Consider the following 13,850-nt stretch of genomic DNA (forward strand, 5'->3'; position numbering starts at 1 on the left):
AATGAAAGAGGAGAAGAATTATGGCAGAAATCCTATTCTTTCAAGAACAGGGATGTCTTGATGGGAATGAGTGTGATCAGTGGGATGATGGAAGCAGGAAGCGGGAAGTCTAATGAAAATGCAACCAAAGGAATATTATTAGGAGGTTATACTCAGGCAGAAGGAAGAATAGAAAGTGATGATGAGACGTTCTGGATGCTGTATCTTGATCAGGAAGGGAAAGAACAGTGGAGAAAGCATGTGAAAGGAGAATCCAGAAAGAAGGAAGAAAGATTATCAGATATTAAGCTTAACAGAGACGGTTCCATTATACTGGCAGGAACCAGTGCAGAGGAATTAGGAAAAGAAAACTGGAAGATTGTGAAATTGGGAGACGGACAGATTGATCAGTTGATCGAGAAGCAGGATATCAGAGTCTATCCAAATCCTGTATCGGATTACACCTATGTGGAGATCGGCTATGAGTTTGAGGAAGCGGATATCTTATTGTATGATATGAGTGGTAAGTTATTACAGCAAACCAAGACCAAAAATAAGGTAACCAAGATCAATACTCAGCCTCTAATTCAGGGAGCCTATCTGATCACAATAAAAACGGATACCAATAAAAACGCAAGTGCTAAAATCATTAAGAAATAAACACAATTAGAATGAGAAAAATAATAACAGCTATTGGCATAATAGCTATGCAAATGTATTTTGCACAAGATGAAGACTTTTTGCCTAAAATTGTTCCACCATCACCACAGGCTACGGAGCTGGGAAGATATGGAAATGTTCCTGTAGGAATGTTTACAGGTTCTCCGAATATTAATTTGAATATTTATAATTTACAAGAAGCAGGAATCAATATTCCTATAAGTATTACCTACAGCTCAAATGGTGTACAGATTGATGGGGTTGCCAAACAGTTAGGTATTGATTGGAACCTAATCACAGGGGGTGTTATTAATAGACAGGTAAATGATCTCGATGATTTACAGTATCCATTTACTAATGTCAATGTATCAAATTTATGCTTATCTGATAATACTGAAGCAGCAAGCATGGCTAATGGAACGATAGATACGGAAAAAGATATATTTAGTTTCAACTTCTTAGGAACCTCTGGGAAATTTTATTTTGATGGCAGCAATATTATTCAGATTGATCCATCTAGTATAAAAATTGAAAAACTAGTGGCTCCAAATAATACAACTCCCAAGTTTAAGATAACTAATGCTGATGGAACTGAATATTACTTCGGAGGTATAAATGCGGTTGAAAGATCCTGGAGTAGAAGTCATTGTGGGACAGTTGCTCCGCCTAATTTAAATGAGACAGCATGGTTCCTAACTAAAATAAAGACAATTCAGGGGCAGGAAGCTATATTTACTTATGCACAGGAAGACTTCCAATATATTCAATCTTATTATCAAACTGCTATTGCTGGTGGAAGTTATAATAGTTTGTCTAATGCTACACTATATCCACCCTGTTATAATGAGCTTCGTCATGAAACCTCATTTTTACAGGAAATTAGTATAAATGATAAGAAGCTCAAATTTTATTATCAAAAAATAGATCCTAATTCTTCAGAATCTAAACAGCTTGTATCAATGGAAGTCTATAACACTGCTTCTAACGTTATGAAGAAATATAATTTTAACTATGACAGTTTTGCAATTACTACCTCTTCTGGGTCATTGAATAGTTATACCAATGCTAATGAAAAACATATTTTTCTAAAAGATATTAAAGAAGCGGTTCCTACTTCCAATGAAAGTATTACAAAATATACATTTGATTATTATTCTCCAGATCAGCTGCCCCCAAGGCATTCCTTCGCTAAAGATATTTATGGATATTATAATGGACAAAACAATACTAATATAATATATAACAACCTTGTAAATCAAGACCCCTTAAATGATACAGATGCTGTTTACAAGGCATTCAAAAATATAAGTTCTAATAGAGAGCCTAATATTTTATATACCAAAAACGGGATGCTAAAAAACATCTACTATCCTACTAAAGGAAAGACTGAACTTATTTATGAACCTAATACTGTTTTAAGGGATAAAACAATTACTCCTCCTGAAATACAATTGGCTGATGCTGTTATTTCAGAATCTGTAGGATACAATACCATAGTATATTCCCAGCCATTTACAGTAAGTGGTAGTGTTACAGCCGTTTTACACGCAGTTGCATGGAGAGACTGTGGAGAAGATGATCCTGTTCACCCACCACAAGTCACAGTAGATGTAATTGATGCTGATACAGGAGTCATCATTAAATCCTTGTTGGCGAATGAAACCCCAGCCAATACTACAGTTAACTTATCCTCTGGTATTAATTATAAAATCAAGAGTAGAGTAAGCAGACCATGTCTTGGTGCTAATGCTTTTATAAAGGCTCCTGGCGGCCCATCATATACAATTAAAGTAAATGATCCTGTAGCAGGCGTAAGAGTGGTCAAAACATTAGATTATGACAATAATGGAAATATAGAAACAAAGAAATATTTCTATGGAAAATTAGAAAGCCTTGGTACTACTTCAGGAATATTTGCAACAATAGATCCTACTTTGATCAGAAATGTTGATTTATTTGAGAAAAGCAAATTATATAATTATACAACCTCAGTTGTAACAGCTAAGTTTACGATGAATTCAAGTCCTAAAGTAAACTTATTTTCTCTGGATGGATATATGATTATGTATCCATTTGTAGTTGAAAGTTTTGGAGAGAACTTTGAAAGAGGCGGGATTTTATATAGTTTTTATGATAATAAAGAAGATCTTCCAGAATATATATGTAATGGAGATCTTTTCAGGGGGATTTCTTTCTCTAATAATTTCCTTGCAGGAAGAGAAAAGCTCAAATCAGTATTCAGAAAAGTAAATAACAATTTTATTACGGTAAATTCAGAAGAATCTATTTATAGCGCAAATCCTACTTTCAATCAAAGTATAAATAATTATGTTGCAAGATTAGTAAGAACGGAGGAACAGGTATCCACGGATTCTTATGGAAATACTTCTATAAAAGAATTAAAATACTATGGCATCAATAAATATAAATTAAATAGCGAATTTAGGTATTTGTCATCCAGAAAAAATACCATATATGACATTGACGGATTAAACCCTGTAAAAACAGAAACCCAATATTTTTATAATAATTCATCACATTATCAGCTAAGTAAGCAGAAAGTGACTTTACCTGATGCAACAGTGAATGAAACAACTTACAGTTATGCTCACGAAAAAGGTAACCAGTTAATGATTGGAAAAAATATGGTTGGGGTTCCTTTGGAAACAGTTTCTACACAGACTATTGGCAGTACAACCCAAACATTATCCAAAACAGAAACGGTATATCCCACTTCACTCCCAACTACGGAAACGGGAAGTCTGATATTGCCAATTTCAGTGTTATCTTATGATCTTCAGAATCCATTAACAGGATCTACCGAGGTAACCTATAATAAATATGATACTAAAGGAAATCTATTGCAGTATACCACGAAAGCAGGGATTCCTATTGCCATAGTTTGGGGATATAATAATACACAGCCTATTGCTAAAGTAGAAGGAGCAACCTATGATCAGTTGGTAAATTCAGGGCTAATATCAGCTATTATTTCAGCGTCAGATAATGATGCCGCTGACCCAAGCACTGAAGGGACACTGCGCAATGCCTTAGACAGTTTCAGAAACAACTCTAGCTTATCAGGATACCAAATCACTACCATTACTTACAATCCTCTGATTGGGGTAACCAGTATGACACCTCCTTCAGGTATTAGAGAGGTATATATTTATGATTCTTTCAATAGGCTAAAGGAAATAAGAGAGAATGACGCAACAGGAAACCTTCTCAAAGAATTTAATTACAACTACAAACACTAACACAAATATGAAAAAACATCTAATTAAAAAAACAGTATCAATATTCAGTTTATTGTTTGTGGGAAGCTTATTTCATGCGCAAACAACCTCTGAAAATTATGTGCAGACCAGAACCTACTTAGAAGAAACAGCCACTTCTAGTATTTCAGCAAAACAAATTCAAACCATTCAATATCTTGATGGATTGGGAAGACCTAAGCAGATGGTGAATGTCAAAGCTTCTCCCACTGGAAAGGATGTGGTAAACCACATTGAGTATGATGCTTTTGGAAGACAGATAAAAGATTATCTTCCAATTCCCCAATCAGGAACTCAGAACGGGGATATTTATACTTCACCCTTAGGAAATGCCTCTACAATCTACGGATCAGAAAAGATATATGCTGAAAAGGTATTAGAAAACTCTCCAATAGACAGAATCCTTGAGCAGATTCAAGTAGGAAATGACTGGATTAATAAACCTGTCAATTTTGAATATGGTGCCAATATAGCAGGAGAAGTAATAAAGTTTACAACCACTACAATCTGGACTAATAATGCCACTAATTCTAATTTATTTATCTCAAATGTATCTGCAAGTTCTACCAATGGTTATTATAATGCGAATACACTTTATAAAAATACAATAATAGACGAAGATGGAAATAAAACCATAGAATTCAAGAATGGAGAAGGACAAGTCATTTTGGTAAGAAAAGTGTTGAGCACTACAGAGAATGCAGACACATATTATGTTTACAATGAATATAATCAGTTAGCATTTGTTATTCCACCCAAAGCAATTCAATTTCTTATAAATGATACTGGTATAATAGAAGGAGACCCTTTTGATTCAACAACTCTGACAGATCTTTGTTATCAATATCGTTATGACGGAAAAAACAGGCTTGTGGAGAAAAAAATCCCTGGAAAAGGATGGGAGCATATGGTATATGATAAAGCAGATAGACTCATATTTACTCAGGATGCTATTTTGAGGCCCCAGGGAAAATGGCTTTTTACTAAATACGACCAATTTGGAAGGGTAATTTATACAGGAATTATTTTAGCGGCACCCAGACCTTCTCTACAAAATACTGCCAATGATTATATTGTTACCGATTCAAGAAGTTCAACAGGTTTTACCAAAAACGGAATGCAAGTGTATTATACCAATGTGCTGTTTAATGAAATACAGACTTTGCTATCTGTTAATTATTATGATACTTATCCCGATTTATGGCCAGGAATTGCTGCACCAACCTCTATTCTTAATCAGGAAGTCTTAAGGCAACCAGACCAAAGCACATCTGTCAAGAATACAAAAGGACTACCTTTAGCTACCTATATCAAGAATATTGAAGATGATAACTGGACCAAAAATTATAATTGGTTTGATACTCGTGGGAGAGTTATTGGAACCTATTCCTTAAATCACTTAGGAGGATACACCAATACAGAGTCTGAACTGGATTTTTCGGGAGTTACTAAAAAAACAATTACCTATCATAAAAGATTAAGAACGGATACCGAAAAAGTAATTACAGAGACTTTTACGTATGACAACCAAAACAGGCTTTTAGTCCATAAGCATAAGATAAATAACAACACGGAAGAAATCCTGGCTCAAAACACTTACAATGAACTATCCCAACTTTCCAATAAAAAAGTAGGGGGAACGAATACTGCTACTCCACTTCAAAGCATAGATTATGCTTACAACATCAGGGGTTGGATGACTAAGATTAATGATCCTAATAATTTGGGTGAAAATCTTTTTGGATATGAGATGAAGTATATCAATCCTATTAATACTAATATTTTAGCAAATTACAATGGGAATATTTCGGAAATTGATTGGAAGAAAAATGCTGGAGCAGACAATGGAATATTAAAGAGATATAGTTTTAGTTATGATAAGCTGAATAGGTTGAATATGGCTATATTTTCACAACCTGAAATAACTGTCCCTTTCAATGACTTTTATAATGAAACAGCAGAATATGATCTAAATGGAAATATTACGCATTTGACCCGAAATGCACCTTCGTTCTATAGTAATAATTATGAAACAATTGATGATTTGTCATACGATTATGAAGGAAATAGGCTTACTGCAGTTAATGATGGCAGTGGAAACCCTACAGGTTATGAAGGTGGTGGAGGGTATATAGAATATAACAGTAATGGAAGTATGATTAATATGCCAGATAAAAGCATTAACGATATTGGCTATAATCACCTTAATCTGCCGAATGCATTTGGAATTAATAATAATATTAATAAATTACTATACCTATACGGAGCAGATGGCACAAAACGTAGAAAGATAACTCATCTATCAAAGCCTGATGGAGTATTTTTAACTATTACAGAATATCTGGACGGATTCCATTATCTAACTACCCAAGGAACGCCTGATAATGGAGATAACCCTCTGGACTATGCCTATGAGCAGGAATCTTTTATAAATAATATAATAAAAGATCAACCCATCCCTGCATTACAATTTTTTCCAACAGCCGAAGGATTTTATGATTATGCAAATAATAAGTATATTTACCAGTATAAAGATCATTTGGGTAATGTAAGGGTAAGCTACCAAAATAATGGTTATAATCATCCTGAAGTAGTGGATAATAATGACTATTATCCTTTTGGAATGAGTTTTATTAGAAATGCTGAAGAAGAACAGGCTTACTTTGGTACTGCTAGTTTTAAAAACTACAAGTACAACGGGAAGGAGCTACAAGAGACCGGAATGTATGATTATGGAGCAAGGTTCTATATGCCTGATTTAGGACGTTGGGGTGTGATTGATCCTTTGGCGGAAATGATGCGTCGCCATAGCCCTTACAATTATGTATTTAACAATCCAATTAACTTTGTTGATCCAGACGGTAGATCTCCTGGAGGACCAGGAGATCAAGGTGATGGAAAGACCATTGAGATAGAAGAAGTTGTGATTTATGCACAGAAAAAAACTAGAAGCTTTTGGAATTGGGCTTGGAATGGGATTAAGAAAATTTTTCCAGGTAATCAATATACTTCAAAAACTAATGCAGATAAATATGGGGGATTAGATTCTTACCGTCAATGGCAAGGAAGTCCTTTTTATAATGAAGGAGAAACGAAGATGGATAGAATTTTCAGATTGATGGGAAATAGTAAAAATGAAGAAATGCTGAATTTTGGAGGTGGAGGATACAATATGTTTGGAGGTTATGGAAGGGTAGCAAATGTATCTAGAGCTGTAAATGTATCTGGAGCTGTAAAGAATACACCTGAACTCATATTTACAGATATAAGTCCTGTTAAAACTATAGTTCATGCTAATAATATACAAGTGGGGATTATTGATTATGCAGGCATGGCAAGTACAGGTGTAAAATTAGAAATTAATTTAGCAAAAGATATGCAAGGGATGGGTATAGGATCCAAAATATTTAGTACAGCTGTTGAAGAAGCTTCAGTATTTGAAGCAAACTGGGTAAAAAGCTCCAGACTATATCCTGAAACAGGAATGTCCAATAATTTGATTCAATATAATAATGCAGTACAAAAAGGATTAAGTACAACCGAAGCCGCTTGGAGTACTTGGTCTGGAGGTCAGGCTAAAATTAATGGTTTTAACAACGTCACCGTAAAACCAATGGAAAATGGAATAAAGGCTACATTTACAAAATAATAACAAAATATGACTAAAATTTTAATACAAAATATGTTTTATAATCATGGTGATGAATATTATTTAATAGTATGCAAATACCAAGGAATAGTAAATACTGGGGATTATATTATTATAAATCCAGATATTCAAATCAAAATTGAAAAGATTGAAAATGGACTTTTTGAAACTCTTATTTTATCTGTATCAAGAGACTCTTTTGAAAAAGTGAATGATAATTTATATAATAAAGAGTTTTTAATACACAAGGTAGATCAACAATCAAATCACAGTTAAGATTAAGACATAATTAAAAAACAAAAGAACAGGTCTATATTGAGCCTGTTTTTTTAGTAGCACTTTTCTCATTTTACAATATAAACACAAAAATTATTTCTAGTTGCAAAAGTATATTTACAACTATACAGACCACTTAGGAAATACCCGATTGAGCTATTTGAATAATGGTTTGGGAGCTGAGATCATTGAAGAGAACAATTATTATCCATTTGGATTAAAATAAGGTACAGGAGGTGTTACAGGAAACCCTGTATATAGATACCAATACAATGGAAAGGAACTTCAGGAAGAAACAGGAATATATGATTATGGAATAAGATTCTATATGCCTGAATTAGGAAGATGGGGTATCCATGACCCTCTAAGTGGAACAACTCTTGAGCCATATGGATATGCTTATAACAACCCTATTTTCTTTAATGATCCTACTGGAATGATTGGGGAGCCTGGAGAACCTGAATTAGCTCCCAATGCTCCTGGAGGGAAAAATAATCCAATTGAAATTCCAGAGGTTGTACTTACCAAGAAATCAAAATCGATAAATATTAATAATTTTGGTTTATACAATCCAAATTCTTTAAATTTTGGTCAATGGGTACAATATCAGCAAGCATCTCAGCGGTACCAAAAAGTAATTGAATTTCTGCAATCTCGAGCTAATTGTGGATATTGCCATGATCGTGGTGTAATGATGATTGGAGGAGCTGGTGATCCTATTGGTATTTTAGATGTTGGAGCCCTTCTATTATCAAGAATGAGCCAAAGAATAAATATGCCGCAATGGGAATTGGTTTAGCTGCAATTTTGGTCACTCGATCTCCAAATGCAGTAAAAATGGAGGCTAGTATAGCTAGAACGGAGGCGTATGCTGGAGTCAGAGAAGCTTCTGTATATTTACAACAAGCGGGTGTTCCTAGAGATTATAGAAAGCAAATTCTTGAAAGTTTTGAAATTGAAACAATTTCTTTAAGAACTGCCGATAATTCAACTTATGGATTAAGATTTTATGGAGGTATAGCAAAAGAATCGGGAAGATATTTATTTCCCACATTTAATAACTATATAAATAGAGTTGGATTAGCTCTTCCTCCTAAGTGGAATACTATGTCTGGCTTTACACAATTTAAAATAGCCCCAGGAACACCTTATGTTTTTGGACGAGCGGCTTCACAAGGAGGAATATATACAGGAGGCAGTCTTCAAATGTATATTAATGATGTTAAAAATTTAACTAAATAAAAAATTATGAAAGAGGAAATTTTTATAACAAGAAAAGAGAAATTAAAAGCCTTTTTAGAAATGTTATTGGAGACACCAGACTCGTCAGAAATAACTACTATTTTAGAGATATTGAATCAATATACTTTTGACAATAGATTAAAGTTAAAAGGTACATTAACAAGATATATAATAGATAGTTCAGAAGTTGATTATTCAATTGGTGAAAAAGTTATAGAATTCGATACAAATATTCGATAGCAAGTTAATTTAGAAAATATTTTAAATAGAACCTACAATTTTTGTATTGTAGTGATCAAAAAGGACATTCTATTTACAAAAACAAATTAAATTTGCATTGAAATAAACAAAAAGCCTCTACAATAATAGAGGCTTTTATTTTATAGGAAAAATTTACTATAGGCAATAGATACATGTGATAGCAGTGTATAAATTTTAACCTAAAAACATATATATTCTGACAGTTTTGTAGTATAATAAATTTTGTTGGAAATTACTATATTGAGGTGTATATTCCAATTAAAATGACCTGTTGATTCCAGTCCAAATTAATCAGAAATCAACTGGTCACTTTCGCAGGATTATGGTCAATTTTTGCAGTATTCTACACTATAAATAAGCTTAATATCGGTTGCAAATCGTAGTGCTGTTTTTATTTTTAAAACCCTCAGTAATAACTTTTATGACCTGATCTATCTATCATTCTCTTACCGAAGTCTTATCCTCCAAAGTCATTTTTGCTATCTCATCTTTACGCCTGAATGATACTCCGTGGTGGTTTTTTATATAAGTAATAAGCTCACTGGTAGCATTAACTATTTGAGGAGTTCCTCCGATTCTGTCATGAAAGCTAATGGAAAGCATCCGGCGTTTATGCTGACTTTCAACAAACAACTGATCAAACTCTCTTTTCACCTGGTTAAAAAACTGATCTACAGAAAATTGTTTTCCTTCGATCAGAACAATATCATTACACCTGATCGTATAGGGAACAACAGCAAAATCTTTAGTATTAACATCAATAATAAAAGGTTCATCTCTGCTTACATCATCAATATGATATAAAAATCCCAGCTCCTGCAAAATCTTCAATGTATTCTCTCCCCTTCTCAGCCAATTAGCATTATAACCTACCGGAGAAAAACCAGTTATATTTTTTATAGCATCTGCACCATCTTTAATAAATTTCTTTTCCTGATCATAAGACATCATATACTGCGTATCCCAATTCATTCCATGTGCCGCTGCTTCATGGCCCCGTTGTACAATTTCTTTGGCTAGAGATGGATTTTTCAGCACCGCAGAACCAACCATGTGAGAGGTTACTTTGACACCCAGTCTGTCCCAATTGTCAAGCATTCTGGGAATACCTTCCTTGTACCCATAATTATACCATGTTTCTGCAGGAAGATCAACGTATCCCTTTTGCATATTCTGAGGAAAAGGACTTTCTGAGTTTACAGGCTGTCCTCCCGCCTCAAACTGCATTGAAATTGACACAATAAGCCTTGAGCCATCCAGCCATTTGGTTTGTTCTTTATTTTTCATGTTGATTTCCTCAGATGTTGAAATCAGTTTTTCAATCGGGGATAGAGCACCTGCCAAACCTAACATGCTGCTTTTCTTTATAAAATCTCTTCTCGTATCCATCATTATTTTGAGATTAAATTGTCTACAGCATAAGAATTATAAGTAAGATAGTTAAGCAGAAAAGCGAAGAATGCTGCATGAATAAGCTGAGAAGGTAATGCCTCCCAGTTTTCACACAGTGCAGTTCCTAAAATTAAGGCAACCATAATCATTCCTCCTGCAATACAGGCCATCTTTGTAAAAAGACCGCTGATAATCATTATTCCCACGCTGAATTCTGCAACAGGAAGAAAATAACTGAAAGGAAGCACCATTTCTTTAGGAAGCATAGATTTTTCGAATGAGCTTACCATCCAATGACTAAACTCAACAAGCTTTGGTAATCGTACCAGACCGTGTCCCAGCATACTTGCTCCAATGGCAAGCCTTACCAGTAAAAAAGATGTAGTATTCATTATAGATATGTTTTACAATACAAAAATCTTTAGAAAGAAAACAGTTTTGTTGTACAATCAAAGGAAATATTTGTAGTTTTAAATTATGGAAATACGAAATTTACATCAGCCTTTTGAGTTAGATTTAATGGAAATTGAGGACTATGAACCTTTTAGTCATAAAAACACTTTTTTTGAAATGGTTTTTGTCCTTGAAGGAAAAGGCATGCAAATCATTAATGAACATCAGCTTCCTTATACCCGAGACAAATTATTTTTAATCTTTCCTCAGGACACCCATACTTTTGAGATCAAAGCAACAAGTAAATTCTTTTTTATACGTTTCAACGAAAGTTACCTGAAAAACCAAAGCCGGGAATGGATTCAAAAACTGGAATTTATTTTTCACAATCACAACCATTTACCAGGCTGCATTTTAAAAACAGTAGCAGATAAGCCATTGGTAAGAGCATTGATAGAAGCATTAATCCGCGAACGTACGAATCAGTACCCTCAACAAATGGAAGTCATAAAACAGCTCATCAATACCATTATTACTATAGCTGCGAGAAATATTATGTTGTTGCCTGTCATTACTGATCAGTTCAATCCTTCCGGCACAATCCCTTTACTTAATTATATTCACCAGAATATTTATGAACCTAAATTGTTAAGAACAGAAATAATCGCTAAACATTTCGGGATTGCCCCAACTTATATAGGCGAATATTTTAAAACCCATACAGGACAAGGCCTGCAGGAGTATATTATGTCTTATAAAATAAAGCTTATTGAAACCCGTCTGCGTTTTACCGACATGCAGATTAATGAAATTGTACATGAACTTGGATTCACTGACGCAAGCCACTTAAACAGACTGTTTAAAAAGTATAAAAATATAAGCCCCACTGCGTTTAAAAAAAGTATTACACTATAATTTATTGATAAAAAATCATCATATATATTAAAAGAAACAATACTTTCTTTTGTATTTCATCTCAAAAAAAACAAAAGGTGCTTATACCGAAGTCTGAAATCTTAAAAAAATATTATGAAAAAAAGAAAACAATAACCCTGTTCTAAATATCTGAAAACTAAAACACTAAACATCACTATCTCAAAATCCGTATTGTCTACCCACAAAAAAGACTAAAAAAATGTTTTATCGTAAAGAATTTTATATATTTGCACCATCTAACAATTAAAAAAATAATTTACTATGTCAGACATTGCATCAAGAGTAAAAGCTATCATCGCTGATAAGCTTGACGTTGAAGAAACAGAAGTAACTCCTGAAGCTAGCTTCACTAACGATTTAGGAGCTGATTCATTGGATACAGTTGAATTAATCATGGAATTTGAAAAGGAATTCAATATTCAAATCCCTGATGATCAAGCTGAAAAAATTACTACTGTAGGACACGCTATCGCTTATATCGAGGAAGTAGTAAATAAATAATATTCTTCAACAAAAAAGAAATTAAACAAAGTTTATGGAATTAAAAAGAGTAGTTGTAACCGGTTTTGGCGCAATAACACCGATTGGAAATAATGCAAAAGAATACTGGGAAAATCTTCTTAAAGGTGAGAGCGGTGCTGCTCCGATTACTCTTTTTGATGCCACAAACTTCAAGACCAAATTCGCTTGTGAAGTGAAAGGTTTTGATCCATTGCAGCACTTTGATAAAAAGGAAGCTAAAAAAATGGACCGAAACACTCAACTTGGGTTGGTAGCTGCTAAAGAAGCGGTTGCACACTCAAGAATCATCGAAGACAATGTAGATAAAAACAGAGTTGGAGTAATCTGGGGATCAGGGATCGGAGGTTTGGAAACATTCGAAACAGAAGTTTTAGGATGGGCGAATACAGATATTCCGAGATTCAACCCTTTCTTTATTCCGAAGATGATTGCGGACATCACACCGGGACATATTTCTATTGAATATGGCTTCCATGGTCCGAATTATACCACTGTATCTGCATGTGCGTCTTCTGCTAATGCTATTATAGATTCCAAAATGCTGATCCAGCTAGGAAAAGCAGATGTAATCGTTTGCGGGGGCTCTGAAGCTGCCGTTACAGCAAGTGGTGTTGGTGGATTTAATGCAATGATGGCGCTTTCTACAAGAAATGATGACCCAAAGACAGCATCAAGACCTTTTGACAAAGACAGAGATGGATTTGTATTGGGTGAAGGTGCAGGATGTATTATTCTTGAAGAATACGAGCACGCGGTAAAACGTGGTGCTACAATCTATGCAGAATTAAAAGGTGGCGGTATGAGTGCAGATGCACATCACATGACAGCACCTCATCCTGAAGGTTTAGGAGCTTATCTGGTAATGAAAAATTGCTTAGAAGACGCAGGATTAACTGCTGATGAAGTAGATCATATCAATATGCATGGTACATCTACTCCATTAGGAGACATTGCAGAATCTAACGCGATTTCGAGATTATTAGGCGAGCACGCTTATGACATTCAGATCAATTCTACAAAATCAATGACAGGACACCTTTTGGGTGCTGCCGGAGTGATTGAAGCTATTGCTGCGTTAGGAACTATTATTCATGGTATTGTTCCTCCTACCATTAATCACTTTACTGATGATGAAAATATTGACAGCAGACTTAATTTTACCTTTAATGAAGCTGTGAAAAAAGATGTAAAAGTAGCCATGAGTAATACTTTTGGATTTGGTGGGCATAATGCCTGCGTTCTGTTTACGAAAATCTAAATTT

Annotated in this window: 12 protein-coding genes and 1 pseudogene; 11 read left to right on the forward strand and 2 right to left on the reverse strand. The window is 34.3% G+C overall.

Features of this window, described 5'->3' with window-relative positions; translation table 11 throughout:
* The 8 genes and pseudogenes from EGI05_RS12560 to EGI05_RS12590 form a co-directional block, all read left to right on the forward strand.
* Nucleotides 1-639, forward strand: a 639-nt coding sequence (locus EGI05_RS12560; RefSeq protein WP_148042567.1) for a T9SS type A sorting domain-containing protein, incomplete at its 5' end; no start/stop codon positions are given.
* Nucleotides 640-650: 11 nt separating this feature from the next.
* Entirely contained in the window at nt 651-3,899 is a 3,249-nt protein-coding gene (locus EGI05_RS12565) for an RHS repeat domain-containing protein (protein WP_134197478.1), read from the forward strand.
* A gap of 7 nt (nt 3,900-3,906) precedes the next feature.
* A complete protein-coding gene (locus tag EGI05_RS12570) occupies nt 3,907-7,566 on the forward strand; it encodes a DUF6443 domain-containing protein (RefSeq protein WP_228428608.1) in 3,660 nt (1,219 codons plus the stop codon).
* A gap of 9 nt (nt 7,567-7,575) precedes the next feature.
* Nucleotides 7,576-7,842 (forward strand): hypothetical protein, encoded by a 267-nt coding sequence (locus EGI05_RS12575; RefSeq protein WP_123263407.1) that lies wholly within the window; start codon nt 7,576-7,578, stop codon nt 7,840-7,842.
* Between the two features lie 103 nt (nt 7,843-7,945).
* Nucleotides 7,946-8,068, forward strand: coding sequence for a hypothetical protein (locus tag EGI05_RS18190; RefSeq protein ID WP_317125050.1), 123 nt, complete (start codon nt 7,946-7,948; stop codon nt 8,066-8,068).
* A 42-nt stretch (nt 8,069-8,110) separates the two neighbouring features.
* Nucleotides 8,111-8,641: pseudogene (locus tag EGI05_RS18195) on the forward strand (RHS repeat domain-containing protein); the annotation flags it as partial.
* Nucleotides 8,626-9,084, forward strand: coding sequence for a hypothetical protein (locus tag EGI05_RS12585; protein ID WP_123263408.1), 459 nt, complete (start codon nt 8,626-8,628; stop codon nt 9,082-9,084). The pseudogene EGI05_RS18195 and the gene EGI05_RS12585, both read left to right, overlap by 16 nt.
* 6 nt (nt 9,085-9,090) lie before the next feature.
* Nucleotides 9,091-9,324, forward strand: a complete 234-nt coding sequence (locus tag EGI05_RS12590; RefSeq protein WP_123263409.1) for a hypothetical protein — start codon at nt 9,091-9,093, stop codon at nt 9,322-9,324.
* Between the two features lie 459 nt (nt 9,325-9,783).
* On the opposite strand, the gene EGI05_RS12595 is transcribed toward EGI05_RS12590, so the two are convergent.
* Complete coding sequence (locus EGI05_RS12595) at nt 9,784-10,737, reverse strand: polysaccharide deacetylase family protein (RefSeq protein WP_228428609.1); 954 nt, start codon at nt 10,735-10,737, stop codon at nt 9,784-9,786.
* Entirely contained in the window at nt 10,737-11,129 is a 393-nt protein-coding gene (locus EGI05_RS12600; RefSeq protein ID WP_123263410.1) for a DoxX family membrane protein, read from the reverse strand. The genes EGI05_RS12595 and EGI05_RS12600 overlap by 1 nt, the downstream gene beginning before the upstream one ends.
* 85 nt (nt 11,130-11,214) lie before the next feature.
* Here EGI05_RS12600 and EGI05_RS12605 point away from each other — a divergent pair, with 85 nt between their 5' ends.
* The 3 genes from EGI05_RS12605 (at nt 11,215) to fabF (ending at nt 13,846) form a co-directional block, all read left to right on the forward strand.
* On the forward strand, nt 11,215-12,045 hold the full coding sequence (locus EGI05_RS12605; protein ID WP_123263411.1) for a helix-turn-helix domain-containing protein: 831 nt from the start codon (nt 11,215-11,217) through the stop codon (nt 12,043-12,045).
* A gap of 282 nt (nt 12,046-12,327) precedes the next feature.
* Nucleotides 12,328-12,567 carry an acyl carrier protein gene (locus tag EGI05_RS12610; protein WP_002976354.1) on the forward strand — a complete coding sequence of 80 codons (240 nt, stop codon included), beginning with the start codon at nt 12,328-12,330 and terminating at the stop codon, nt 12,565-12,567.
* Nucleotides 12,568-12,601: 34 nt separating this feature from the next.
* Entirely contained in the window at nt 12,602-13,846 is a 1,245-nt protein-coding gene (gene fabF, locus EGI05_RS12615; RefSeq protein ID WP_123263412.1) for a beta-ketoacyl-ACP synthase II, read from the forward strand.
* Nucleotides 13,847-13,850: the final 4 nt, after the last annotated feature.

The sequence above is a fragment of the Chryseobacterium daecheongense genome, from assembly GCF_003729955.1.
GTDB classification, from domain to species: domain Bacteria; phylum Bacteroidota; class Bacteroidia; order Flavobacteriales; family Weeksellaceae; genus Chryseobacterium; species Chryseobacterium daecheongense.